We start from the raw sequence: 24,497 nt of genomic DNA on the forward strand, positions 1-24,497 counted from the left end.
TACTGCACGGCCCACGCCCGTCCCCTGAACAGAACACTCTCAATGGAACCTCACGCCCCTCTCCCGCCAGAAAGCCCTTTCAAGGGAAAGACGGGAATCAAGCGGATCTGGAACGCCTTCCATTACTCCCTTGCCGGCCTGCGCGCCGCCCTTCGGCATGAGGACGCTTTCCGCCAGGAATGCCTGCTCGCGGCGGTACTGATTCCCCTCGCCTTCTTCATGCCCACCGACGGCACCGGCAAGGCATTGCTGATCGGCAGCACGCTACTGATGCTGATCGTGGAGTTGCTGAATTCGGCAGTGGAGGCGACAGTGGACCGGGTGTCGCTGGAGCGTCACCAGTTGGCCAAACGCGCAAAGGACATCGGCAGCGCCGCTGTGCTGCTGGCGCTGCTCAATCTGGCACTGGTGTGGGGACTGGTCCTGTTCGGCTGAGAGCATGCCCGGACGGGGCAAGGAGATTGCCTCGCGGGAGGAACACCGCGGCCGGGCAACGTTAGCCAGCCGCGGTGGCAGACTCAGCGGGTAACCCGCGTAGTACCGGCATCGCGCAGGATGCGCACCCGCTCGCCGGGGCGGAACTGCTCGCCGCCATCCTCCTGCACCACCGCAAGGTACTGGCCACTTTCCAGCTGAACCGTCACCTCGACACCCTGGGTGCGCGTCACCCCTTCCTCAACGGCGGAGCCGGCCAGGCCGCCGGCCACCGCACCCAGCACTGCACCGATGGCCGAACCGCGGTTACCGCCCACCGAGCTGCCGGCGATGCCGCCGACCGCGGCGCCGGCAACGGTGCCCACCGGCGTCTTGGTGCCTTCCAACTGCACCATGCGCACCGACTCGATGGTGCCGAACTGCACCACCATCGTCCGCCGCGCCTCGCCGCGTGAATAGGTCCCGCCCCCCAGGCCGGAAGCGCAACCCGAGAGCGTCAGCACTGCGATCAAGGCGCCCAGCAAGGCGCGGCTCCTGACGGATTTCCCGACTACCATGGCAATTCTCCGAAGGCCGAGCGGTAACGCTCGGCAATGTCTTCCCGCGAGGGACGATGGTTCTGCGGACCGCGGCTGGCGATCTTGATCGCCCCCATCACCGCCGCCAGACGGCCGGTGCGGGGCCAGTCCCAACCCTGAGCCAGCCCGTAGAGCAGACCTGCGCGATAGGCGTCGCCGCAGCCGGTGGGATCGGCAATCGCATCCGCCTTCACCGCCGGGATCTGGAGGCACTCGCCGTCCACGTAGATCTGCGAACCGTCGCCACCCAAGGTCACCACCAGCGCCTTCACTTCCGCCGCCATCTCGGCGATGGAGCGGCCAGTCTTCTCGCTCATCAGGCGGGCTTCGTAATCGTTGACCGTGCAGTACCGGGCCAGTTTCAAGCAGCGCAGCAACTGTTCGCCGCTGAGGATGGGCAGGGCCTGGCCCGGATCGAAGACGAAGGGTACGCCGCCGGCAGCGAAGCCCTCGACGTGCGCCAGCATGCCCTCCGGCCCGTCAGGCGAGACGATGCCCAGGCTGGCACCGGGGATGTCGGCCACCCGGTTGAGTTGGGAATGCATCATCGCGCCCGGGTGAAAGGCGGTGATCTGATTGTCGTCCAGATCGGTGGTGATGAAGGCCTGGGCGGTGAAGCTGCCCTCCACCTGGCGCACGTGGTTGCGCCGCAGGCCGAGCTCGTCCAGGTGTTTGAAGTAGGGTGCGGCATCGTCGCCCACCGTCGCCACGATCAGCGGATCGGCACCGAGCAGGCGGAGGTTGTAGGCGATGTTGCCGGCGCAGCCTCCGAACTCCCGCCGCATCTCCGGCACCAGGAAGGAGAGGTTCAGGATGTGGATCTGCTCGGGCAGGATGTGATTCTTGAAGCGATCATGGAAGACCATGATCGAGTCATAGGCCATCGAGCCGCAGACGAGAATGGACATGTCGGACCTTGCTGAGGTGAAGATCCGGCATTATAGGCGGCGGCCGGAGATGAGCGCTCACCGCAACCCCGCGCCTTTCAGGCAGTTGCCACCCGTCCGCCAGCCGCCGCCCCGCTCTCGTGGGCCTCCACCTCCCCCTCCAGCAGACTCGCCAGGCGTCCGCTCACCGCAGCCCAATCGGCATCCATCACGCTGACCCGGGCGGCCCGGGCCATCTCCTGGCAGGCTTGCCGGTCCAGGCCGAGGCGGCAGACAGCGGCGATGAAAGCGTCTTCATCCTCCGGCGGGGCCAGCCAGCCGTTCACTCCGTTGCGTACCCGCTCTCCAGCGGCGGCGTAGTCGAAGCCGACCACCGGCAGGCCGCTCGCCAGCGCCTCGGTGGTGACGTTGCCGAAGGTTTCGGTGAGGCTGGGGAAAAGGAAGAGATCCGCGCTCGCGTAGTGGGCGGCCAGATCAGCGCCGCTGCGCATGCCGGCGAAGATGGCATCCGGCTCCGCCCGCTCGAGCACCGCCCTCGACGGACCATCGCCGACGATGAGCAAGCGCGCGTCGGGCTGCTGTACCCGGAGTGCGGCAAAGGCCCGCAGTGCCAGCCCAAGGTTCTTTTCCGGCGCCACCCGGCCCACCACCGCCAGCACCAGCGTATCCGGCGTCGCACCCCAGTTGCGCCGCAGGGCCTCGTCGCGCCGGGCCGGGGTGAACAGAGTGGTATCCACGCCCCGCGCCACCACCTCCACCCTGCGGATGCCGCCTGCCCTCAGCTCCTCCGCCAGCGCCGGCGTAGGAACCAGGCACAGGCCGCCCTTGTTGTGGAAACGCCGTAGATAGGCGGCCACCGGCTGCTTCAGCCAGCCAATGCCGTAGTAGCGGCTGTAGGTATGGAAATTAGTGTGGAACTCGGTCACCACCGGCAGCCGCAGCTTGCGCGCGGCAGCCACCGCGGACCAGCCCAGGGGACCCTCCGTCACCACCTGCACCACATCCGGCCGCCGTAGCGACCACATCCGGATCAGGGCGCTGCGCGCCGGCAACCCCATCTTGAGGTGGTTGTAACGCGGTATCGGCAGCCCCCGCGCCAGCACTTCCTCGAAGCTCTCGCCCACCGCAGCACGGTCATCCGCCCCCTGGCGCGGCCGGATGAGTTGTACCCGGTGCCCCAACGCGAGCAGGCCATCGACCAGACGGCCGGTGGTCATCGCCACGCCGTTGACCTCGGGCGGATAGGTTTCGGTGACCACCGCAACGCGCAGTTGCCTGGCGGCACTGGAGAGATGCTGCAGGGTGAGCGGATCGTCCATGCAGCCAGCCTGCCCCGCCGTGGCGACAGCGGCATGACGGCGAAGTGACGTTTCGGTGACGCCGGGACGAGCGGGGCAGTGTCACATCGGCGTCATCACCGCGTCACCGCGGCGCAACGCGCAGTTTCGAAAATGCCGGCACCCACAGAGGCAAAGGAACCTCCCCATGCTGCAGAAGAGCCAGTCAATCGCCCAACGCCCCGGACGTAATCTGCATGTCGGGATCGCCACCTGCGAGACCGAGATACTGGAAGCCCAGAAGCTGCGCTACCGGGTGTTCGGCGAGGAAATGGGCGCCCGCCTTCCCAGCCGCACGGCGGGCGTGGATCGCGACATCTACGATCCCTACTGCGACCACCTGATCGTGCGCGATGAAGACGCCGGCCGCATCGTGGGCACCTATCGCATCCTGTCGCCCGCCGCCGCGCGCAAGGTGGGCGGCTATTACTCCGAGAACGAATTCGACCTCACCCGGCTGCAGCACCTACGCCCGCAGCTGGTGGAAATCGGCCGCTCCTGCATAGACGCGGACTACCGCAGCGGCGCGGTCATCACCCTGCTGTGGGCCGGCCTCGCCCGCTATATGCGTGAGAACGGCTACACCTACCTCATCGGCTGCGCCTCCATCAGCATGGCGGACGGCGGGCATACCGCGGCCAGCTTGTATAATCGGCTGCAGGACGCCCACCTCTCGCCACTGGAGTATCGCGTCTTCCCCCGTTGCCCGCTGCCGCTGGCCTCCCTGCGCGCCGACCTGTCGACCGATGCGCCGCCGCTGATCAAGGGCTACTTGCGCGCCGGCGCGTGGATCTGCGGCGAGCCCGCGTGGGATCCGGACTTCAACACCGCCGACCTGCCCATCCTGCTGCCTATGGCTCAGCTGGACGGCCGCTACGCCAAACACTTCATGGGACGCCAGGACTGAATACCGCCCCGAGCACTGCTGCCGCCCGCCGGCCCTCCCCCTCCGACGCCAGCCCAGCGCTGCTACGTGGCTGGCGTGGGTTGCGGCTGGGCCTGCATATCCTCCAGGGCGCACTCACGATCGCGCTGCTCTATCGCTTCTGCACCGAGAGACAGCAGGATCGGCTGCGACAGCGCTGGTCGCGGCGCCTGCTGACCATCCTGGGAATCGAGCTCAGCCATGACGGACTACCCCAGCCGGGCGCGCTGCTGGTGGCCAATCATGTCTCCTGGCTGGATATCTACGTCATCAACGCCGTGGCGCCCAGCGCCTTCGTCTCCAAGGCGGAAGTGCGGGGCTGGCCACTGATCGGCTGGCTGGCGGCGCGCAACAGCACCATCTTCCTGCGGCGCGGCAGCCGCGGACATGCCCGCATCGTGAATCAGGAAATAGACCAGGTGCTCGCCATGGGGCGCAATGTCGCGGTGTTTCCGGAAGGAACGACGACCGATGGCAGCCAGGTGCTCCATTTCCATGCCGCGCTGCTGCAGCCGGCAGTCTCCGCCGGGCGGCCGGTACAAGCACTCGCCATTTCCTACCTCGACGGCGAGGGGCATCCCACGGCGGCACCGGCCTACGACGGCGACCTCAGCCTGGGTGGCTGCCTGGCCAACATCCTCGCCCACCGCCGCCTCGCCGCCCGCCTATGCGCGGCCGCGCCAATGGAGACCACGGCACGCCATCGTCGGGATCTGGCAGAAACAGCACGTGCCGACATCATCCGGATGGCGGGCCTGAGCGCCCCACCGGCCACCGAGCCCGCTACCGCAGCAGAAGCGCCCGGCGCGGCCGCTGCCGCTCAGCCCTGAACCTGGAACACCTCGCCGTCTTCCAGGCGGACAGCGGTCAGCTTGCCCCCCCAGACACAGCCGGAATCCAGGGCGATCACCCCGTCGCCGCGATGAAAGCCCAGCGCCGACCAGTGTCCGCAGACAACCGTATGGGTGCGGGACAGCCGCCCCGGCGCCCGGAACCAGGGCACCGCCCCTGGTGGCGCCTTGTCCGGCGGCCCCTTGGCGCGCAGCGTCATCTCGCCCTCCGGGGTGCAGAAGCGCATGCGGGTGAGCGCATTGACGACCACCCGCAGGCGATCCCACCCTTTGAGACTCTCCTGCCAGCCATCCGGCTGGTTCCCCGGCAAGTTCTGCAGCAGCTTTCGCATATCCGGCCCACGCAGGGCCTGCCCGACCTCCTCCGCCAGCGCCAGCGCCCGGGCCACGGTCCAGCCGGGCAGGAGACCTGCGTGCAGCAGCGCATAGTCGCCCTCCACATGCATCAGCGGGCAGGCTGCGAGCCAGGCCAGCAAGGCATCGCGATCCGGCGCCTCCAGCACCTGGAACAGGGTGTCGTCCTTCTCTCGTCGGGCATAGCCGGCCGCCACCATCAGCAGGTAGAGATCATGGTTGCCAAGGACCACGGTGGCGGCCGGCCCCAGGCTTCGAAGGAAGCGCAGCACCTGCAGTGAGTCGGGGCCCCGATTCACCAGGTCGCCCACGACCCACAGGCGATCACGCGCAGGGTCGAAGGCGCAACGTTCCAGCAGGGCCAGCAGGGGCTGGTAACAGCCCTGGATGTCACCAATCGCGTAAGTCGCCATGTCTCAACTCACCCGCTTCCGCCGTTCGGCTTCCGGGTTGGCGATTACCTTCAGATTCGGCCGGCCCCCGCCGCTGGGAACGTATTCCGGAATCCACTCCTGCAGCGCCTGCCGAACCCCTTCATCCGGAACCGGAGCCTCCTGTACCAGCCACGCCAACAGGTCCGCGAGGAAACGCTCCTGCACCGCCCGCGACCGGGCGATGCGCAGTTTGGGGTGCGGGGTCTCCAGGGTTTCCTCCGCATCTGCGAGCAACTCTTCGTAGAGTTTCTCGCCGGGCCGCAGACCGGTGAATTCGATGCGAACCTCGCTCTCGCTATACCCGGAGAGGCGGATCATGTTGCGCGCCAGATCCACGATCTTCACCGGCTCGCCCATGTCGAGCACGAAGATCTCGCCGCCGCTGCCCATGGCCGCCGCCTGCAGCACCAACTGGGCCGCCTCCGGAATGGACATGAAATAGCGGTTGATCTCCGGGTGGGTCACCGTCACCGGACCGCCGCGGGCGATCTGCTCCTGGAACTTGGGAATCACGCTGCCGGTACTGCCCAGCACATTGCCGAAACGCACCACCTGGAAGCGGGTGCTCTCTCCCCGGGCATGGAACGCCTGGCAGACCATTTCGGCGAGCCGCTTGCTCGCGCCCATCACATTGGTGGGATTGACCGCCTTGTCGGTGGAGATCAGCACGAAGCGCTCAACCCGGTGGCGCGCGGCGCATTCGGCGACCCGATATGTGCCAAACACATTGTTGCGCACCGCCTGCCAGGCATTGCCCACTTCCATCAGCGGCACATGCTTGTAAGCCGCGGCGTGGAAAACCACCTCCGGCGCATACTGGGCAAATACCTGTTCCAGCCGGGCTGCGTCCTTCACGTCCCCGGCCAGCGGCACGATGGAGACATCCCGGCAATGGGTGGAAAACCACTGCTCCAGCGTGTACAGCGCGAACTCGCTTGCCTCGAACAGCAACAACTGCCGGGGTTGGAAACGGGCCAGCTGGCGGCAAAGCTCGCTGCCAATGGAACCGCCCGCGCCGGTGACGAGAACCATGCGGCCAGCCAGCATGCCTTGCACATATTCGGCATCTATCGTCACTGGCTCGCGACCGAGCAGGTCCTGGATCTCCACCGGCCGCATCGCAGACAGGGCGACCCGGCCGCTCATGACGTCTTCCAGGCCAGGCACGGTGAAGACTTGGGCGCCCGCCTGCACCGCCAGGTCCGCGGCACGCCGGCTGGTCTCGCGGGCAGCCGAAGGCATCGCCAGGATGACATGCCGGGCTTTCTCCGCCGCCAGCACCTCCGGCAGGGAATCCACCGCGCCCGCCACCCGGTGCCCGCCCAGTTCCCGCCCCCATTTGGACGCATCGTCATCCACCAGCGCCACCACCCGCCAATCGGCGCTGCGCTCCAGTTCCCGAACCAGCATCGCTCCGCCACGTCCCGCGCCGACCACCACCACCGGCTTGCCTTGGGCAATCAAGGCGCCATAAAGACGGTGTTCCTTCCACATTCGGTAGGCCGCCCTGCCGCCTGCCATGATGGCGACAAGCAGCAGCGGGTAAAGCACCACCAGAGAACGGGGGACCACCGGCGACTGCCGGTACAGTGCGGTGTACAGCACCACGATACAGGTCGAAAACCCCACCGCCGTAAGCACACGCTTGAGATCAGGGAGGCTGGCAAACACCCAAAGCCCGCGGTACAACCCCGCTCGCCAGCACGCAAGACCATGTACCGGCAGCAACACCACCGCTCCGAGCGCAATCACCTGCTCATACCCGGCCGGCCACTCGAAATTGAAACGCAGCAGAAAGCCACCGATCCAGGCAGCCAGTGCTGCAGCCAGATCGAAAAGGAACACCAGCACAACGCGATTTGAACCGGTGGAGATCATATTTGGGGCGCGGCAGCCACGCGTATCGGAAACCGGAAGCGGTGGATTCTAACCCACGGCAGGACCGGCCCATTCAGGATGCATGCCTTGAAACATCATATGGCGGCCCCGCCGCCTGCATCAGAATACACAGCCAGCACAATCAACGGCGCATAGGCCAGCCCCAATCCGGGAATACCGTCCAGCCTGCCCATTGCCACCAGGGTTGCAAGCGGAAACAACCAGAGCAGATTGATCGCCCCCACCGCCAGCGTAACCGGCAGATGCCGGCCATACCGTCGAGAAGCCACCTGGTAAGCATGGCTGCGGTGCGCCTCGTAGACCTTCTCTCCGCGCAACAGGCGTCGCAGCAGCGTCCATGTCGCATCGACGATGAAGACGCCCAGCAGGATCAGCCAGGCCCACAGCAACTGCGGTGCGGCATGGCCCGCGATCAGCGCCATCGCGCCTAGCATCGCCCCCAGGAAACCGCTGCCGGCGTCGCCCATGAAGATGCGTGCCGGTGGAAAATTCCACCACAGGAACCCGGCGACCGCGGCAACCAGCAACAGGGCCGGCGCCACCAGCCACGGCAGGCCCGCCAGCCAGCACAGCACCGCACCCCCCAGCCCGGCACAAATCGCCTCGACACTGGCGATGCCGTCTATGCCATCCATGAAGTTGTAGAGGTTGGTCAGCCACACCAGGCCGAACACCATCAGCACGCTGCCCCAGTTGCCCAGTTCCACAGCCGTCCCGAACACCTGCAGCGTCGGAGCCCCACCCAGGCAGTAGAGCACCCAGGCCGCGGCGGAGAAATGGACCAGCAGGCGCCAGCGTGCGGGAATATGTCCGTGGTCGTCGAAGAAGCCGATGGCGGCGATCAGGCCCCCGGCGCCGAGCATGGCCAGCGCCGGCGCAGGGGGCAGGCTGCCACTCAGATACAGGCACACCAGCGCACCTAGGAAGACCACAACGATGGCCAGTCCGCCGCCCCGCGGCGTCGACACCGAGTGGGAACTGCGCGCATTCGGCACGTCCAGCAGGCTGCGCGCCAGTGCATAGCGCCGCAGCAGGCCAGTCAGGCCCAATGCCGCCAGAAAAGCCACGACCAGCGCCAGGCCGACCTTCCAACTCAACATGTGCAGACTCTCAACCCAAGGCCCCAGCCAGCATCCGGCAGCACGGTTTCAAGGCGGGGTCAGGCCTGGTAATACTCGCGGTACCAGCGTACGAAGCGCCCTACGCCCTCACTCACGCTGGTCGCCGGTACGAAGCCGGCCCAGGCGTTGAGTTCGTCGGTATCGGCATAGGTAGCAGGCACGTCGCCGTCCTGAAGCGGCAGGAAATTCTTCTCCGCGGTCTTGCCCAGGGTCTGTTCGATCGCCTCGATGAAGCCCATCAACTCCACCGGATTGTTGTTGCCGATGTTGAACACACGATAAGGCGCGTTGCTGCGGCCCGGGTCCGGCTGGTCGGCGTTGAAGCCGGCATCCGGCTCGGCGACGCGATCCAGCGTGCGGATCACGCCTTCGACGATGTCGTCGATGTAGGTGAAGTCGCGCTTCATCTTGCCGTGGTTGAAGACGTCTATCGGACGCCCTTCCAGGATGGCCTTGGTGAACAGGAACAGCGCCATGTCCGGCCGGCCCCAGGGGCCATAGACCGTGAAGAAGCGCAGGCCGGTGGTCGGCAGGCCGTAGAGATGGCTGTAGGTGTGCGCCATCAGCTCGTTGGCCTTCTTCGTCGCCGCGTACAGGCTGACCGGATGGTCCACGCTGTCGTGCTCGGAGAAGGGCATCCGGGTGTTGCCGCCATAGACGCTAGAGCTGCTGGCGTACACCAGGTGCTGCACCTTGCTGTGGCGGCAGCCCTCCAGGATGTTGGTGAAGCCCACCAGGTTGCTGTCGATGTAGGCGTGCGGGTTCTGCAGCGAGTAGCGCACCCCGGCCTGGGCGGCGAGGTGGATCACGCGGTCGAACTTCTCGTCGGCGAACAGCTGCTCCATGCCGGCCCGATCGGCCACGTCCATGCGCACGAAGCGGAAGGCCGGATTCGGCGACAGGCGGGCGAGCCGGCTCTCTTTCAGGCGCGGATCGTAGTAATCGTTCAGGTTGTCCAGACCGACGACTTCGTCGCCACGGGCAAGCAGACGTTCCGAGGTATGCATGCCGATGAAGCCGGCCGCACCGGTGACGAGAACTTTCATGACCGATTCATCGCAGGAGGTTGAAAGCACGGGATTATCGCACAGCGGCATGACCGGCACGTCACCGTTCCGCCGCTGTCCCGCGTCCGCCGGCGCCGCCGCCCTGCCCGTACCGGAACGGGCCCGCCGCTATACTCTGCACTCGCCTTTCCCGTTGCTGCCGATGTCCGCCCGCCTGCCCTACACCCTGCTCTGGATCCTCGCCCTCCCTTTCGTGCTGCTCCGCCTGCTGTGGCGGGCACGGCGGCAGCCTGACTACCTGAGGCACTGGGGCGAACGCTTCGGCAGCTACGCCGGCAAGCCGCCAGAGAAGCTGATCTGGGTACATGCGGTGTCCGTGGGCGAAACCCGCGCCGCGGAGCCGCTGCTGCGGGCCTTGCTGGCCCAATGGCCGGACCACGGCGTGCTCCTCACCCAGATGACGCCCACCGGCCGCGAGACGGCGGAAGCGCTGTTCGGCAAGGAGCCGCGGGTGCTGCTCGCCTACCTGCCCTACGACCTGGGCTGGCTGTCGGCGCGCTTCCTGCGGCATTTCCGCCCACGCTTCGGCGTAATCATGGAGACCGAGCTGTGGCCCAACCTGCTCGCCACCTGCCGGCGGCAGGGTGTGCCGGTGGCGCTGGTCAACGCCCGGCTGTCCGAGCGTTCCGCCCGACGCTACGCCCGTCTGCCGGCGCTCAGTGAACTCACCCTGGGCGCGCTGTCGGCGGTGGCGGCACAGACCGAAGACGATGCCCGCCGGCTAAACGCGCTGGGCGCACCGCAGCCCCGCGTCACCGGCAGCATCAAGTTCGACATCACACCACCTGCGGCACAGCTGGAGCTCGCCCGGCAATTCCGCAGCGGCTTCGACCAGCGCCCGGTACTGCTGGCCGCCAGCACCCGCGACGGGGAAGAAGCGCTGCTGCTGGAGGCCTTCAAGCAGCACGCCAACACCGACGTGCTGCTGGCGCTCGTACCCCGCCATCCCCAGCGTTTCGACGAAGTCGCCAGGCTGGTCCAGTCCCGCGGGCTGAAGCTGCAACGCCGCAGCGACAACGCCCCGGTCGCGGCCGACACCCGGGTCTGGCTGGGCGATTCGATGGGAGAGATGTTCGCCTACTACGCCGCGGCGGACGTCGCCCTCATCGGCGGCAGCTGGCTGCCCTTCGGCGGCCAGAACCCGATCGAGGCCTGCGCGGTCGGCACGCCGGTGCTGCTCGGGCCGCATACTTACAACTTCCTGCAGGTGGCGGAGCAGGCGATTGCCGCCGGCGCGGCGCAACGGCTACCGGATGCGGAAGGTGGGGTAAAGGAAGCACTGGCCCTGCTCGGAGATCCGGACCGCCGCGCCCGCATGGCCCAGGCCGGGGCCCAGTTCTCGTTGGCCCATCGCGGGGCGACGGCACGCACCGTGGCGGTGCTGAAGACCATGCCGGCACAGGTGGAACAGGCGTAACCGGGAACCGGTATTCAACCGTCCGCGCGGAACCTGCCCATCAAGCAGGACAGGCTTCAGGAAGATAGGCGGCCAGCCGGTTCAGCCGGCCGAAGCGATCACTGCGCCAGCAGCGCGTTGATCGCCTGCACGTCGGCCTCGTCGAGCGAACCGGCGGCGGCCTTCAGCCGGAGTTGAGCGAGCAGCGTGTCATAACGCGCACGGGACAGCTGCTGCAAGGTGTCTGCCAGCTGGGTCTGGGCGTTCAGCACGTCGATGTTGATGCGCACGCCCACTTCGTAGCCCAGCTTGTTCGCCTCCAGCGCCGAGGTGGAAGACACCCGCGCCGCTTCCAGCGCGCGCACCTGGGCCATGCCGCTGGTAACGCCGAGGTAGGACTGACGGGCAGCGAGCGCAGCGCTGCGGCGCGCGTCTTCAAGGTCGGCATCCGCCCTCACCTTCAGCGCGGCCGCCTCCCGGGCCTGGGAGGAAATACCGCCGCCCTGGTAGAGCGGCACGGTGAGTTGCAGGCCTATGGTCGTGCCTTCGCTGCGGTCGGTGGAAACCGAGGGGCGGGCGTTGTTGCCGCGGGTGGCGACCAGGTCCACCGTCGGCAGATGGCCGGCGCGCACGCGTTCGACTTCCCGACCGGCGATCTCCCGGTTCAACTGCTGCGCCTGCACGCCGAAGCTGTCCTGCTCGGCCGCCCGCACCCAGGCAGCGATGTCGTCCGGCTGCGGCCGCTGCAGGCCAACGCCGGCGCGCAGGCCAGCCAGCGGTTCCGGCTCGCGGCCGATGACCTGGGCCAGCGTCTGCCGGCGCACGTCCAGCTCGTTGCCGGCGGCGATCTCCTGCGCCGAGGCGAGGTCGAAGCGTGACTGCGCTTCATGCACGTCGGTGATGGTGACGGTACCGACCTCGAAGCTCTTCTTCGCCAGCTCCAGCTGCTCCGCCGCGGCGGTACGCAGCTGGACCACCGAGTCCAGCGTGTCCTGGGCGTTGAGCACGTTGAAATAGGCTTCCGCCACCCGCAGGATGAGGTCCTGCCGCGCCTGGCCGAACTGGCTCTCGGCCAGCGCCGTCTGCAGTTCGCCCTGCTTGTACTGCACCCAGTTCTGCCAGCGGAACAGCGGCTGGGTGAGCTGCACCGTATAGCCATTGCTGTTGTAGTTGCGGCTGACGGAGCCGGCGCTGGTGCTGGCCTCGACGTCGTTCCAGGTGGTGTTGGCGGAGGCGCCGATATTGGGCAGCAGGCCGGCGCGGCCCTGGATCACTTTCTCCTGCCCGGCCTCGTACTGGGCCCGGGCGGAGGCGAACTTGGCATCGTTCGCTACCGCCTCCCGATAGATCTGCATCAGGTCCGCCGCACCTGCGCCGGACGAAAAGAGAGCAGCCAGGCCGATAGCCAGCGCACGTTTCATCGCGGCCTCCGCCTCAGTATTGCGGCATGGAGGGATCGACGCGGGCGGCCCATCCGGCCACGCCGCCGGCAAGGTTGATCACCTTGCCGTAGCCCTGGTGCTCCAGGTACATGCACACCTGCGCACTGCGCCCGCCGTGGTGGCAGATCACCACGGTTTCCCGCTCCGGGTCCAGCTCCGCCATGCGGGCCGGCACCGTGCCCATCGGCATGGGTTCGGAACCGGCGATGTGGCACAGCTGGAATTCCCAGGGCTCACGCACGTCCAGCAGCAAAGGCGGGGTCTTTTCGGGGTTGCCGATCCAGTCGGCGAGTTCGACGGGCGTGATCTGGCGCATGGCGTCCTTCAGAAGCGGAATGTGTCCTGCGGCGGCGTGTTGCGCAGCATGGGCACCAGGGTTTCAAAAACGTCTTCGGTGCGGAAGCGGCCCTCGGCCTCGCAGGTGATGAGGCGCGCCTTCATCACCGGCATGCTGCCGACGAAGGCGAACAGGCGGCCGCCAACCTTGAGCTGTTCCAGCAGCGATTTCGGCACTTCCGGCAGGCCGCCGGAGACGACGATGACGTCGTAGGGCGCGCGGCTGGCCCAGCCCTGCACCGCATCGCCTTCTTCGACGATCACGTTCTCCACGCCATAGCGCGCGAGGTTCTCATGGGCGAAGCGGACCAGCGCCGGCTCGATCTCCACCGTGCGCACCCACTCGGTACGCGCGGCCAGCAGGGCGGCGAAGTAGCCGGAGCCGGCGCCGATCTCCAGCACCGAGTCGGAACGATGCAGCTGCAGCGCCTGCAGGATCTTGCCTTCGATCACCGGCTTGAGCATGACCTGACCGCAGCCGATGGGGATCTCCACATCGGCGAAGGCCAGGGAACGGGCGGCCGCGGGCACGAATTCCTCGCGCTTTACGGTCATCAGGAGGTCCAGCACATCCGGATCCAGCACCTCCCAGGGGCGGATCTGTTGCTCGACCATGTTGAAGCGCGCTTTCTCGAAATTCATCTTGGGCTCCCGTCGCAGGCTGGTGACACGCTAGTCGATAGCGAATCTGAAGAAAAACCTTCGCATTCTAGCGCAGTCCCCTGCCTCCGACGGCCTCCGGCGCATGCTTTCATGCCGTCGCCCCTTCGCGCATCTCGGCCTCGTCGTCCGGCGTCTTGCGCACCCGGTACCAGGCGGCGTACAGCGCCGGCAGGAACAGCATGGTGAGCAGGGTCGCCACCGTCAGCCCGCCCATGATGGCCACCGCCATCGGCCCGAAAAAGGCGCTGCGCGACAGCGGGATCATCGCCAGGATGGCCGCCGCCGCGGTGAGCATGATGGGGCGGAAGCGGCGCACGGTGGATTCGACGATGGAATGCCAGGGCGTGTGGCCGGCGGCCATGTCCTGCTGGATCTGGTCCACCAGGATCACCGAGTTGCGCATGATCATGCCCGACAGCGCGATGGTGCCCAGCATGGCGACGAAGCCGAAGGGCTTGTTGAAAGCGAGCAGGAAAGCGGTGACGCCTATCATGCCCAGCGGCGCGGTGAGCACCACCATGGCGGTGCGGGAGAAGCTCTGCAGCTGCAGCATCAGCACCGTGAGCACGGTGAGGATGAACAACGGCACGCCGGCGGCCACCGAGGAACCGCCCTTGCTGCTCTCCTCCACCGAACCGCCGACGTCCACATGGAAGCCCAGCGGCGTGGCCCTGGCGATCTCGTCGATACGGGGTTGCAGCTGGGCGACGATCACCGCCGGTTGCACCGTGCCGTAGAGGGTGGCCCGCACCGTCACCGTCGGCACCCGGTTACGGCGCCAGATCACGCCGTCCTCGAAGCCGTACTCCGGCGTCGCCACCTGCGCCAGCGGCACGCTGCGGCCGCCGGGCGTGGGGATGGCAAGATCGGGCAGCAGGCCCAGATGCACCCGTTCGGACTCGGCGCCGCGCAGCACCACCGAAATGGTCTCGGTGCCTTCGCGGTACTGGGTCACCGTGGTGCCCTGCAGCGAGGTCGCCAGCAGGTTGGAGATATCCTGGCTGGAGATGCCCAGCAGCCGGGCCTTGTCCTGGTCGATGTGCAAGCGCACGGTCTTGGACGGCTCCTCCCAGTCCAGCTGCACATTGGAGAGGCGGCTGTCCGCCCGCATCACCGTGGCCACCTGATGGGCGATCTCGCGCATCTTGTCCACATCGAAGCCGCTCACCCGGTACTGCACCGGGAACCCCACCGGCGGGCCGTTCTCCAGCCGGTTGATCACCGCCTGCACACCGCCGGGCTGCTCGGCGAAGTGGCGGATCAGCGCAGTGCGCAGCGCCTCGCGCTCGGCCAGACCGGTGGTGAGGATGACGAACTGGGCGAAATTGGTCTGCGGCAGCTGCTGGTCCAGCGGCAAGTAGAAGCGCGGGCTGCCGGTGCCCAGCCAGGCGACATAGTTCTCTATGCCCTGCTGCTGTCCGAGGAAGTGCTCCAGCTGCTTCACCTCCCGCTCGGTCGCCTGATGGGAGGCGCCTTCGGTGAGGCGCAGGTCCACCAGCAGTTCCGGCCGGGTCGAGTCCGGGAAGAACTGCTGCGGCACGAAGCGGCCGAACACCACCAGCGAGCCGACGAAGAGCAGCAGCGTCACCACGATGACGATCCAGCGGTGGCCCACGCACCAGTCGACCACCGAGCGGAAGCGCACGTAGAAGGCGGTGTGGTAGATGGCGTGTTCGTCGTGCTGGTCGAAGGCATGGGCGGAACGCTCCGCCAGCCGCTCGCCCAGCCGCGGCGAAAAGCGCCCGACCAGCTTGGCGAACCAGGAGGGCTTGCCACGGTTGGCGGCGAAGTCCGGCAGCAGGTGGTAGCCGAGGTAGGGCACGAACAGCACCGCCGCCACCCAGGACACCAGCAGCGCGATCACCGTCACCTGGAAGATGGAGCGGGTGTATTCGCCGGTGGCCGAGGCGGCGGTGGCGATGGGCAGGAAGCCGGCCGCGGTCACCAGCGTGCCGGAGAGCATGGGCATGGCGGTGGAGGTGTAGGCGAAACTCGCCGCCTTCACCCGCTCCCAGCCCTGCTCCATCTTGGTGGCCATCATTTCCACCGCGATGATGGCGTCGTCCACCAGCAGGCCGAGGGCGATGATCAGCGCGCCCAGCGAGATCTTGTGCAGGCCGATGTCGAAGAGATGCATGAACAGGAAGGTGATCGCCAGTACCACCGGAATGATGATGAGCACCACGATGCCGGTGCGCAGGCCCAGCGACAGCAGGCTCACCGCCATCACGATCACCACCGCCTCGATCAGCACCTTGACGAAGTCGCCCACCGAGACGCGCACCGCCCGCGGCTGGTCCGCCACCCGCTCCAGCTTGATGCCCACCGGCAGCTGCCGGTCCACCCGGCTCACCGCCTCGTCCAGGTGATGGCCGAGGGCGACGATGTCGCCGCCATCGCGCATGGACACACCGATGCCGAAGGCCTCCTGGCCCATGAAGCGCATGCGCTCGCCAGGCGGATCGGCGTAGCCGCGCTTCACCTCGGCGACATCCCCCAGGCGGAAGGCGCGGCCGCGGGCGCGGATCACCGTGCCGGCGATCGCCTCCAGGCTGTCGAACTGGCCGCTGGGGCGCAGCCAGATGCGCTCGTCGGCAGTCTCGAAAAAGCCGGCGCCGGCCTTGGCGTTCTGCTCCTGCAGCGCGGCGACGATGTCGGTCAGCGCCAGGCCGAAGGTCGCCAGCTTGGTGTTGGAGAGTTCGATGTAGACCCGCTGCGGCTCTTCGCCGAAGAAGCTCACCTTGGCCACGTCCGGCACCCGCAGCAGTTCGCTGCGGATGGCCTCGGCGTGGCGCTTCAGTTCCGCCTGGGAAACGCCCTCGCCCACCAGCGCGAAGATGTTGCCGTAGGTGTCGCCGAACTCGTCATTGAAATACGGCCCCTGCACGCCCTCCGGCAGCGTGCCGCGGATGTCGCCTATCTTCTTGCGCACCTGGTACCACACGTCCGGCATCTGCCTGGGCGGGGTGGAATCCCGCGCCAGGAAGAAGACCTGCGTCACCCCCGGCTTGGAGAAGCTGCGCACGAAATCCAGCTGCGGAATCTCCTGCAGCTTCTTCTCGATCTTGTCGGTGACCTGCAGCTCCATCTCGCGCGCGCTGGCACCCGGCCACTCCGCCCGCACCACCATCACTTTGAAGGTGAAGGGCGGATCTTCCGACTGCCCCAGCTTGGTGTAGGACGCCAGGCCGATCACCGTCAGCGCGATCAGCAGGAAAAGCACCATGGACGGATGGGACAAGCCCCACTCCGACACATTGAAGCGATGCCGCCGCTCCAGCGGCGCCTTGCCGCCGCTCATCGACGTACATCCAGCGCCACCGGCGCATCTTCCGCCACCGGCCGCACCTGTTGGCCCTCGATCAGCTTGTGCACGCCGACCACCACCACCCGCGCGCCTTGCGGCAGGCCGCCGCTGATCACCACGCCGTCCTCACGGAAACTGGCCACCTCCACCGGCACCCGCCGCACCACGTCGCCCTCGCCCACCAACCACACCACCTGGCGGCCCTCCACCTGGGTCACCGCCGGCGAGGGCAGCACCATCTGCCCGGCGCTGCCGCGCAGGAACGCGACACTGGCGGTGGAGCCCAGCTTCAGCGCGTCGTCCGCCTGGGGCACGCTCACCCGCAGCGCGTAGGTCCGGGTTGCCGCGTCCGCCGCCGGCGCCACCTCACGCACCGTGCCGGCGTAGCGCCGCTCGGGAGAAATCCAGGAGCGCACCTCCACTTCCGCGCCCGGCGCCACCCCGCCCACGCGGGATTCCGGCAGATAGATTTCGACTTCGCGCTCGCCCGGTCGCGCCAGCCGCATCACCGCCTGGCCAGCCGCCACCACCTGGCCGGCCTCGGCCGTCACGCTGGTGATCACACCGTCGGCATCCGCTTCCAGCGTGGTATAGCCGGCCTGGTTGTTCGCCGTCGCTGCCTCGGCGCGCGCCTGCCGCAGCCTGGCCTCCGCCGCCTGCAGCGAGGTGCGGCGGCTGTCCAGCGCCGAAGCGCTGATGAAGTTCTGCGCACGCAGGCCGGTCGCCCGGTCGAACTCCGCCTTCGCCAGCGCCAGGTCGGCCTCCGCCGCCGCTACCTGGGCCGCCGCGGCGCCGGCGGCAAGCCAGGCATCCTGCGGATCAAGCCGAGCCAGGGGCTGGCCACGTTTCACCTGGGCGCCGACATCCACCAGGCGGGTAACGATCTTGCCGCCGATGCGGAAACCCAGGTCCGTCTCATAACGCGCCCGCACGTCGCCGGTATAGACCTCGGCAGCGGCCGTGCCGACGGCCCCGTCCAGCGTGCGCACAAGCACCGCGCGCGGCGGCGCCTCCGCCTCCGGCGGCCTGGAACATCCCGCCAGCAGCATCGCCAGGGCCAGCGGCAGCAGCAAGGGCCGCAGTCGTTTCTTCGTCATCGTTGTTCTCCGTCGGGCTTCTTGCCGGCGCACAGGCCGTGCAGCACCAGATCGATATGGGTTTCCAGGTAACAGTCGGGGTCCACGCCGGCGCCGCACAAGGGCGCAATGGAGTTCCGCCAGGTGGCGAGATGGATCAGCGGAGAAATCAGCAGCGGCGAGATCACGCTCAGCTCCACCGGGCGGAACACTCCGCTGGCAATGCCCCGCGCCACAGCCGTGCGCAGCAAGGCCACGCCGCGCTGTATCACCGCCTCGTTGTAATAGCGCGCTACCTCGGGGAAATTGGCCGCCTCGGCGAACATCAGCTTGGGAATGCCGCCATAGGCGGTGCTACCGATCTGCTCCCACCAGGCGCGCAGAAAGCCGCGCACCAATCCCACCGGGTCGTCACCGTACTCGTCCAGCAAGGCCTCGCCCGCCTCGATCGCCGGCAGCACGCCCTCTTCGATCGCCGCCTTGAACAAGGCCTCCTTGCTGTCGAAGTAGAGGTAAAGCGTGCCCTTGGAAACCCCGGCCCGCGCCGCGATCTCGTCCAGCCGCGTAGCCGCGAAGCCCTTCTCCACGAACAAGGCCAGCGCGGCCGCCGTCAACTCCTGCGGCCGCGCATCCTTGCGCCGACGCCGCGGCCGGACCTCAGCCCCAGCCTTCGCCGCCGTCGGAAGAGTCTTCCCCGCCGTGCCCGCCACACCATCCCCCTGGCTGCGCCATGGATTTAATTACTAACCAGTCAGTAATTAAAAATGAAGCCTAATGGGCAAGGCAAGCGATTTCTTGCGCCCTCTGTGTAAATCATGCACGCGGGCTTATAACAAAGGGGTAAAAGCGCGACTAAATCACGCCCCGAACGACTCGAATAGGATATTGTTTTGGAATTTCAAATCCTGGAACCAGAGTCATGAACACCCTTCAGCCGGCCTCTGGGCTGGCGTGTCTGGCGATGCTGTCGCGGCTGCACGGCGTGGCGGCGGACACGGAGGCGCTCCTCCATCGCCATGGCGCAGCGGACGGCAGTTTTCCCCTCTCCGCCGTGCTGCTTGCCGCCAAGGAACTCGGACTCAAAGCCAAACACGGCCGCTTCCGGCCAGCAGCCCTCACCACCACCCCACTGCCGGCCATCGCCTGCGACCGTAACGGCGGCTTCTTCATCCTCGCCCGCATCGACAGCGGCACCGACGCCCGCAACGATGCCCTCGGCACCGCCCCCGTGCCCGAGCGCTGTGTCCTCATCCAGGACCCCGCCAGCGGTCGGCCCCAGATCCTCCCCGAAGCCGAATTCCTCGCCCGCTGGGACGGCACCCTCGTCCTGCTCGCCTCGCGCGCCTCGCTCGCCGCCGAACTCGCCCGCTTCGACTTCTCCTGGTTCATCCCCGCCATCGTCAAATACCGGCGGCTGCTCGGCGAAGTCCTGGTCGCCTCCTTCTTCCTCCAGCTCTTCGCCCTCGTCACCCCGCTCTTCTTCCAGGTGGTGATGGACAAAGTGCTGGTGCACAAGGGCTACGCCACCCTCACCGTGATCGGCATCGGCCTGGTCGCCGTCAACCTTTTCGAGAGCCTGCTCTCGGCGCTGCGCACCTACCTCTTCGCCCACACCTCCAGCCGCATCGACGTCGAACTCGGCGCCCGCCTCTTCCGCCACCTCCTCAACCTGCCGCTCGCCTACTTCGAAGCCCGCCGGGTGGGCGACTCGGTGGCCCGCGTGCGCGAACTCGAGAACATCCGCCAGTTCCTCACCGGCCAGGCCCTCACCCTGGTGCTGGACCTCTTCTTCTCCATCGTCTTCATCGCCGTCATGGCCTGGTACTCGATCTGGCTCACCCTGGTCGTGCTCGCCACCCTGCCGATCTACGCCGCGCTCTCCATCGGCATCACCCCCATCCTGCGCGGCCGTCTCAACGAGAAATTCCAGCGCAGCGCCGACAACCAGGCCTTCCTCGTCGAATCCGTCTCCAACATCCACACCGTCAAGGCCATGGCGGTCGAACCCCAATTCACCCGCCACTGGGACAACCAACTCGCCGGCTACGTCGCCGCCGGCTTCCGCGTCACCCGCCTGGGCGCCTGGGCCGCCGAGAGCGTCGGCCTCATCGGCAAGCTCACCACCGTCGCCATCCTCTGGCTGGGCGCCTACCAGGTCATCGACGGCGCCCTCACCGTCGGCGGCCTCATCGCCTTCAACATGCTCGCCGGCCGCGTCTCCCAGCCCATCATGCGGCTCGCCAACCTGTGGCAGGACTTCCAGCAGACCGGCATCTCCATGGCCCGGCTTGGCGACATCCTCAACACCCGCACCGAACTGCCCGCCAGCCGGGCGGCACTGCCGGCCATGCAGGGCCGCATCGAATTCGAACACGTGCGCTTCCGCTACCGCGCCGACGGCGCCGAAATCCTCAAGGGCGTCTCCTTCACCATCGCCCCGGGCGACGTCATCGGCATCGTCGGCCGCTCCGGCTCCGGCAAGAGCACCCTCACCAAACTCATCCAGCGCCTCTACGTCCCCGAGCGCGGCCGCGTGCTCGTCGACGGCGTCGATCTCGCGCTCGCCGACCCGGTCTGGCTGCGCCGCCAGACCGGCGTCGTGTTGCAAGAGAACATGCTCTTCGCCCGCTCCATCCGCGACAACATCGCCCTCACCGACCCCGGCGCCCCCCTCGAGAACGTCATCGCCGCCGCCAAGCTCGCCGGCGCCCACGACTTCATCATGCAACTCCCCCAGGCCTACGACACCCCGGTGGGCGAACACGGCGCCACCCTCTCCGGCGGCCAGCGCCAGCGCATCGCCATCGCCCGCGCGCTGCTCACCAACCCGCGCATCCTCATCCTCGACGAAGCCACCAGCGCCCTCGACTACGAATCCGAACGCATCATCCAGGACAACATGCGCGACATCTGCCGCGGCCGCACCGTCATCATCATTGCCCACCGCCTCTCCGCCGTGAAAGACGCCAACCGCATCCTCGTCATGGATCACGGCGAACTCATCGAAGAAGGCCACCACGGCGAACTCAAGGAACGCCCCAACGGCACCTACGCCAAGCTCTACGCCTTGCAGCAGGCCTGAACCATGCGTGCCCAAGCCACCCTGGACCTGCTCGGTCGCTACAAGCGCGTCTTTGCCGCCGCCTGGCAAGCCCGCCACCAACTGGCCCCCACCGCCCGCGGCCCGCTCGAACGCCAGTTCCTCCCCGCCGCCCTCGAACTGCAGGACACCCCGCCCAGCCCGCTGCCGCGTGTGCTCATCGGCCTCCTCGTCACCGCCTTCGCCGTGCTGCTGCTGTGGTCCATCTTCGGCCACATCGACACCGTGGCCACCGCCACCGGCAAGATCATCCCCAGCACCCGCGCCCAGATCATCCAACCCATCGAAACCGCCGCCGTGCGCCGCATCCACGTCGCCGACGGCCAGACCGTGCAGGCCGGCGACCTCCTCGTCGAACTCGACGCCACCGCCGCCGGCGCCGAAGACGCCCAGGCCCGCGAAGCCTGGGCCACCGCCCGGCTCAAGGCCGCCCGCGCCGTGAGCCTGCTCGACGGCCTCGAAGGCGCGCATGCCGGCAACCGCCTGCCCACGCTCCCCGCCCTGGACGACGTCCCCGCCAGCCGCCACCTCGCCGAAACCCAACTCCTCGCCCGCCAATTCGCCGAATACCGCACCCGCGTCCAGGCCTTCGACGGCGAAATCGCCCGCGCCCAGGCCGAACACGCCGCCACCCGCGAACTCGTCGCCAAACTGGACGCCACGCTGCCCATCGCCCGCCGCCGCGAAGCCGACTACAAGAACCTCGTCGACCGCGCCTTCGTCTCCCAGCACGGCTACCTCGAACAGGAACAAGCCCGCATCGAGATCGAACGCGACCTCGCCTACCAGCGCGCCAAACTCCTCGAACTCGACCAGACCATCGCCCAGGGCCGGGCCAACCGGGCCGCCTGGCAAGCCGAATTCCTGCGCGGCATCAGCGCCGAGCGCACCGAAGCCGAACAACAAGCCGCCAGCCTGCAAGCCGAAGTCGCCAAGACCGAAAACAAATCCCGCCTGATGCGCCTCACCACCCCGGTGGCCGGCACCGTCCAGCAGCTGGCCATCCACACCGAAGGCGGCGTCGTCACCCCCGCCCAGCAACTGATGGTCATCGTCCCCCACGACTACGCCGCCGAAATCGAGGCAGTGCTGGAGAACAAGGACGTCGGCTTCGTCAAGCAAGCCCAGCGCGCCGAGATCAAGGTCGAAACCTTCCCCTTCACCCGCTACGGCACGATCCCCGCCGAAGTGAGCTTCATCTCCAACGACGCGGTGGCCGACGAGCAGCGCGGCCTGGTGTTCCCGGTGAGGCTGAAACTGGAGCGCGCCACCCTGCAGGTGGACGAGCGCACGGTGAATCTGGCCGCCGGCATGGCGGTCACCGCCGAGATCAAGACCGGGCACCGGCGCGTGATTGAGTATTTCCTCAGCCCGGTCCTGCAGACCGTCGATGAGAGTCTGGGCGAGCGGTGATGCAAACACCTCGTATTTATATTTTTCTTATAAATGAACAGCGATCAGACAGAAGTAGATGACGAGCCACTCCATAACGAGAAAGCAGAGCGAGGAGGCCCGACAAGCAGCGACGGGAAAGAAATACGGCGCGGCGACCTGATTGGAGCCACCCTGCTGTCCATACTACTTGCAGCCTTAGCTGCTTTAGCACTGTGGCTTTCACCGCCGATGAGGTTTGGATTTCTTCCATCCGCGGCATTAGGCGCTGCAATCTTATTTGTCTCAAAGCTACTAGTTTTCCCTGGAGACAAGAAATAAGCCCCCTTCACCCTAAGACCGCCATGAAAAAATTCATTATCAACACTCTGATTACATCGATCACCTTAATTTTCATAGCTGCGATACGTTTCAATATCGATTGGCTTTCAGGATCAAGCCCTCCTGCATCTTTCACAGACACATTGCGCCGCCTCATTACCGGCGCAGCCCTCGCCTGCTCATCGCTCTTTGCCTTAATTAAGACGATAGCAGAGAGAAAAAACAATCAAGTACTACTTGGTCAGCTTTCAAGAATATCGGGGCATTTACTCTACTTCCTACTCACAGCAGTAGTAGGATTTTTTTCTTCTTCTCCTTTTTTCCAGTGAGATAAAAAATGGGAAATCTGATAATTACCGTGGGTGAGTATGCTGCAAATGGGGGAGACGCCTGGAGCGCAGGAAAGTCGCTAGCAAACCAAATGGGAGTTGACATCAATACTGCCGGCAATTTGCTTCAGCTTGCTAAATGAGACAGTGACTTATGCCGCAACTCATAGACAACAGCAAGCAGCCAAGGATACGAACTTAAATCACAAACCACTCAGAAAAAAATGTCAATTGAGCTAGCAGCGCTATTTCTTGGAAACCTGATCACAATTTTTGGTGGAGTACAGATGTACAGCGCATCAAGTGCATACAAGAAAAAATCGGACCGAGAAACTGACTATATTACGTTTATAGAAGGGCTAAAAAAACCGATTTATGGAAGAAATACCACCATGGAAAAGCTCTCCTCGCTATTGGAATTTTGATTTCCCTCTGGGGCGCCTTTAACGCCAGTTCAGGGGCTTAACCATGACTACTTCTAACACTGTAAATGTGCTTACCGCGATTGCAGGAAGCGCTGAAAACATGAACTCGGCCCAATCAGACATCAGCTTATGCCGAAACCCATAAACAACATCAAGCAACCTAGGACAAGCTCACTTCATGAAAAACCATAAAACATCAAAACCGCTGACAAGAGCAGCCCTTTTTCTCCTATCCCATAAATACGCCATAGACATTTCCCTCTTGATCATAGGCGCATTACTCGCTGCATCACTCTCAGCGCTCCATCAAGATTTAGCCTCCATACAAAGAGGGTTCATCATTTCGATGAGCCTTTTTACTGGCATTACAGCAGTAGGACTGATCGCAAAAAAATCGGCAAAAATTCCTGCAGCAACGCCACAAAAAAATGAAAAAGAAATCCTCTTGAAAAGAATCCATCAAACCCAAAACCCGACCTCATCAGAACTCATATATATCTTATGCACCATTCTACTAACCACTTTATTCGGCAATATCTCGGCCTTTGGAATAATCATGATTATTGGGGGAAGATAAAATGAGCGCGACAGCAAACGCCGGCGAACTAGTTAATGCCGTCAACGACATTAAGAATCTATCCGCCCACCTTGGCGAATCCTGGGACACGGGAGACACCTTAAGGAACCGCTGATTTATTCGTCCGCCACCAGCCCGGCTGGCGGAGTACCTTTGAGATAATGGCGGCTGCTGGGCCACGACGAGACCTCAACCGATGCAATCGAGCTTTTCCGACCTGGAGTACGCCGCCAAGAAGAAGCAGA

At 65.9% G+C, this 24,497-nt stretch carries 21 protein-coding genes; 8 read left to right on the plus strand and 13 right to left on the minus strand.

The window, feature by feature from the left end:
- Positions 1 to 42 precede the first annotated feature (42 nt).
- Entirely contained in the window at positions 43 to 435 is a 393-nt protein-coding gene (locus tag C7389_RS12350; RefSeq protein ID WP_133591803.1) for a diacylglycerol kinase, read from the plus strand.
- Between the two features lie 83 nt (positions 436 to 518).
- On the opposite strand, the gene C7389_RS12355 is transcribed toward C7389_RS12350, so the two are convergent.
- From C7389_RS12355 to C7389_RS12365, 3 genes are all read right to left on the minus strand, one after another.
- Positions 519 to 992, minus strand: coding sequence for an outer membrane lipoprotein (locus C7389_RS12355; RefSeq protein ID WP_133591805.1), 474 nt, complete (start codon positions 990 to 992; stop codon positions 519 to 521).
- Positions 986 to 1,921 (minus strand): carbohydrate kinase family protein, encoded by a 936-nt coding sequence (locus tag C7389_RS12360; protein WP_133591807.1) that lies wholly within the window; start codon positions 1,919 to 1,921, stop codon positions 986 to 988. Before C7389_RS12360 ends, C7389_RS12355 begins: the two co-directional genes overlap by 7 nt.
- Before the next feature lie 77 nt (positions 1,922 to 1,998).
- Complete coding sequence (locus tag C7389_RS12365) at positions 1,999 to 3,219, minus strand: glycosyltransferase family 4 protein (RefSeq protein WP_133591809.1); 1,221 nt, start codon at positions 3,217 to 3,219, stop codon at positions 1,999 to 2,001.
- A gap of 166 nt (positions 3,220 to 3,385) precedes the next feature.
- On the opposite strand from C7389_RS12365, the gene C7389_RS12370 reads away from it, so the two are divergent.
- Positions 3,386 to 4,144: a GNAT family N-acetyltransferase gene (locus tag C7389_RS12370; protein ID WP_133591811.1), complete on the plus strand. Its 759-nt coding sequence runs from the start codon at positions 3,386 to 3,388 to the stop codon at positions 4,142 to 4,144.
- Positions 4,145 to 4,224: 80 nt separating this feature from the next.
- Positions 4,225 to 4,992 carry a lysophospholipid acyltransferase family protein gene (locus C7389_RS12375; RefSeq protein WP_246034735.1) on the plus strand — a complete coding sequence of 256 codons (768 nt, stop codon included), beginning with the start codon at positions 4,225 to 4,227 and terminating at the stop codon, positions 4,990 to 4,992.
- Here C7389_RS12375 and C7389_RS12380 read toward each other — a convergent pair.
- From C7389_RS12380 to C7389_RS12395, 4 genes are all read right to left on the minus strand, one after another.
- Positions 4,983 to 5,780, minus strand: a complete 798-nt coding sequence (locus C7389_RS12380; RefSeq protein ID WP_133591813.1) for a symmetrical bis(5'-nucleosyl)-tetraphosphatase — start codon at positions 5,778 to 5,780, stop codon at positions 4,983 to 4,985. The genes C7389_RS12375 and C7389_RS12380 overlap by 10 nt on opposite strands.
- Before the next feature lie 3 nt (positions 5,781 to 5,783).
- Positions 5,784 to 7,679, minus strand: a complete 1,896-nt coding sequence (locus tag C7389_RS12385) for a polysaccharide biosynthesis protein (protein WP_133591815.1) — start codon at positions 7,677 to 7,679, stop codon at positions 5,784 to 5,786.
- A gap of 95 nt (positions 7,680 to 7,774) precedes the next feature.
- Positions 7,775 to 8,800 carry an MraY family glycosyltransferase gene (locus C7389_RS12390; RefSeq protein WP_133591817.1) on the minus strand — a complete coding sequence of 342 codons (1,026 nt, stop codon included), beginning with the start codon at positions 8,798 to 8,800 and terminating at the stop codon, positions 7,775 to 7,777.
- Between the two features lie 59 nt (positions 8,801 to 8,859).
- The gene (locus tag C7389_RS12395) at positions 8,860 to 9,867 is read right to left on the minus strand and encodes an NAD-dependent epimerase (protein ID WP_133591819.1); all 1,008 of its coding nucleotides are present in this window, start codon (positions 9,865 to 9,867) and stop codon (positions 8,860 to 8,862) included.
- 163 nt (positions 9,868 to 10,030) lie between these two features.
- Here C7389_RS12395 and waaA point away from each other — a divergent pair, with 163 nt between their 5' ends.
- Entirely contained in the window at positions 10,031 to 11,305 is a 1,275-nt protein-coding gene (waaA, locus tag C7389_RS12400; RefSeq protein ID WP_133591872.1) for a lipid IV(A) 3-deoxy-D-manno-octulosonic acid transferase, read from the plus strand.
- 98 nt (positions 11,306 to 11,403) lie between these two features.
- Here the strand turns inward: waaA and C7389_RS12405 are convergent, their stop codons facing one another.
- The 6 genes from C7389_RS12405 to C7389_RS12430 all read right to left on the minus strand — a co-directional run bounded on the left by C7389_RS12405 (position 11,404) and on the right by C7389_RS12430 (position 18,722).
- Positions 11,404 to 12,705: a TolC family outer membrane protein gene (locus C7389_RS12405; RefSeq protein WP_133591821.1), complete on the minus strand. Its 1,302-nt coding sequence runs from the start codon at positions 12,703 to 12,705 to the stop codon at positions 11,404 to 11,406.
- Between the two features lie 13 nt (positions 12,706 to 12,718).
- On the minus strand, positions 12,719 to 13,042 hold the full coding sequence (locus C7389_RS12410; protein WP_133591823.1) for a rhodanese-like domain-containing protein: 324 nt from the start codon (positions 13,040 to 13,042) through the stop codon (positions 12,719 to 12,721).
- Between the two features lie 8 nt (positions 13,043 to 13,050).
- Positions 13,051 to 13,704 (minus strand): protein-L-isoaspartate O-methyltransferase family protein, encoded by a 654-nt coding sequence (locus C7389_RS12415; RefSeq protein WP_133591825.1) that lies wholly within the window; start codon positions 13,702 to 13,704, stop codon positions 13,051 to 13,053.
- Between the two features lie 109 nt (positions 13,705 to 13,813).
- Entirely contained in the window at positions 13,814 to 17,026 is a 3,213-nt protein-coding gene (locus C7389_RS12420) for an efflux RND transporter permease subunit (RefSeq protein ID WP_133591827.1), read from the minus strand.
- Positions 17,023 to 18,129, minus strand: coding sequence for an efflux RND transporter periplasmic adaptor subunit (locus C7389_RS12425; protein ID WP_133591829.1), 1,107 nt, complete (start codon positions 18,127 to 18,129; stop codon positions 17,023 to 17,025). The genes C7389_RS12420 and C7389_RS12425 overlap by 4 nt, the downstream gene beginning before the upstream one ends.
- On the minus strand, positions 18,126 to 18,722 hold the full coding sequence (locus tag C7389_RS12430; RefSeq protein WP_211168278.1) for a TetR/AcrR family transcriptional regulator: 597 nt from the start codon (positions 18,720 to 18,722) through the stop codon (positions 18,126 to 18,128). The genes C7389_RS12425 and C7389_RS12430 overlap by 4 nt, the downstream gene beginning before the upstream one ends.
- Positions 18,723 to 19,027: 305 nt before the next feature.
- Here C7389_RS12430 and C7389_RS12435 point away from each other — a divergent pair, with 305 nt between their 5' ends.
- From C7389_RS12435 to C7389_RS12450, 4 genes are all read left to right on the plus strand, one after another.
- Positions 19,028 to 21,190, plus strand: coding sequence for a type I secretion system permease/ATPase (locus C7389_RS12435; protein WP_133591833.1), 2,163 nt, complete (start codon positions 19,028 to 19,030; stop codon positions 21,188 to 21,190).
- Between the two features lie 3 nt (positions 21,191 to 21,193).
- Positions 21,194 to 22,621 carry an HlyD family type I secretion periplasmic adaptor subunit gene (locus C7389_RS12440; RefSeq protein WP_133591835.1) on the plus strand — a complete coding sequence of 476 codons (1,428 nt, stop codon included), beginning with the start codon at positions 21,194 to 21,196 and terminating at the stop codon, positions 22,619 to 22,621.
- A gap of 323 nt (positions 22,622 to 22,944) precedes the next feature.
- Positions 22,945 to 23,250, plus strand: a complete 306-nt coding sequence (locus tag C7389_RS12445; protein WP_133591837.1) for a hypothetical protein — start codon at positions 22,945 to 22,947, stop codon at positions 23,248 to 23,250.
- Positions 23,251 to 23,853: 603 nt separating this feature from the next.
- A complete protein-coding gene (locus C7389_RS12450) occupies positions 23,854 to 24,252 on the plus strand; it encodes a hypothetical protein (RefSeq protein ID WP_133591839.1) in 399 nt (132 codons plus the stop codon).
- Positions 24,253 to 24,497 lie beyond the last annotated feature (245 nt).

It is taken from the genome of Azoarcus indigens, assembly GCF_004361735.1.
Taxonomy (GTDB): Bacteria; Pseudomonadota; Gammaproteobacteria; order Burkholderiales; family Rhodocyclaceae; genus Azoarcus; species Azoarcus indigens.

Excerpts from the sequence above, each read along its gene's own strand:
- C7389_RS12395 (WP_133591819.1), bottom strand. The coding sequence starts at position 9,867 with ATGAAAGTTCTCGTCACCGGTGCGGCCGGCTTCATCGGCATGCATACC.
- C7389_RS12435 (WP_133591833.1), top strand. The coding sequence starts at position 19,028 with ATGAACACCCTTCAGCCGGCCTCTGGGCTGGCGTGTCTGGCGATGCTG.
- C7389_RS12425 (WP_133591829.1), bottom strand. The coding sequence starts at position 18,129 with ATGACGAAGAAACGACTGCGGCCCTTGCTGCTGCCGCTGGCCCTGGCG.
- C7389_RS12360 (WP_133591807.1), bottom strand. The coding sequence starts at position 1,921 with ATGTCCATTCTCGTCTGCGGCTCGATGGCCTATGACTCGATCATGGTC.
- C7389_RS12385 (WP_133591815.1), bottom strand. The coding sequence starts at position 7,679 with ATGATCTCCACCGGTTCAAATCGCGTTGTGCTGGTGTTCCTTTTCGAT.
- C7389_RS12350 (WP_133591803.1), top strand. The coding sequence starts at position 43 with ATGGAACCTCACGCCCCTCTCCCGCCAGAAAGCCCTTTCAAGGGAAAG.
- C7389_RS12440 (WP_133591835.1), top strand. The coding sequence starts at position 21,194 with ATGCGTGCCCAAGCCACCCTGGACCTGCTCGGTCGCTACAAGCGCGTC.
- C7389_RS12445 (WP_133591837.1), top strand. The coding sequence starts at position 22,945 with ATGAAAAAATTCATTATCAACACTCTGATTACATCGATCACCTTAATT.
- C7389_RS12390 (WP_133591817.1), bottom strand. The coding sequence starts at position 8,800 with ATGTTGAGTTGGAAGGTCGGCCTGGCGCTGGTCGTGGCTTTTCTGGCG.
- C7389_RS12450 (WP_133591839.1), top strand. The coding sequence starts at position 23,854 with ATGAAAAACCATAAAACATCAAAACCGCTGACAAGAGCAGCCCTTTTT.
- C7389_RS12370 (WP_133591811.1), top strand. The coding sequence starts at position 3,386 with ATGCTGCAGAAGAGCCAGTCAATCGCCCAACGCCCCGGACGTAATCTG.
- waaA (WP_133591872.1), top strand. The coding sequence starts at position 10,031 with ATGTCCGCCCGCCTGCCCTACACCCTGCTCTGGATCCTCGCCCTCCCT.
- C7389_RS12410 (WP_133591823.1), bottom strand. The coding sequence starts at position 13,042 with ATGCGCCAGATCACGCCCGTCGAACTCGCCGACTGGATCGGCAACCCC.
- C7389_RS12415 (WP_133591825.1), bottom strand. The coding sequence starts at position 13,704 with ATGAATTTCGAGAAAGCGCGCTTCAACATGGTCGAGCAACAGATCCGC.
- C7389_RS12380 (WP_133591813.1), bottom strand. The coding sequence starts at position 5,780 with ATGGCGACTTACGCGATTGGTGACATCCAGGGCTGTTACCAGCCCCTG.
- C7389_RS12420 (WP_133591827.1), bottom strand. The coding sequence starts at position 17,026 with ATGAGCGGCGGCAAGGCGCCGCTGGAGCGGCGGCATCGCTTCAATGTG.
- C7389_RS12405 (WP_133591821.1), bottom strand. The coding sequence starts at position 12,705 with ATGAAACGTGCGCTGGCTATCGGCCTGGCTGCTCTCTTTTCGTCCGGC.
- C7389_RS12365 (WP_133591809.1), bottom strand. The coding sequence starts at position 3,219 with ATGGACGATCCGCTCACCCTGCAGCATCTCTCCAGTGCCGCCAGGCAA.
- C7389_RS12355 (WP_133591805.1), bottom strand. The coding sequence starts at position 992 with ATGGTAGTCGGGAAATCCGTCAGGAGCCGCGCCTTGCTGGGCGCCTTG.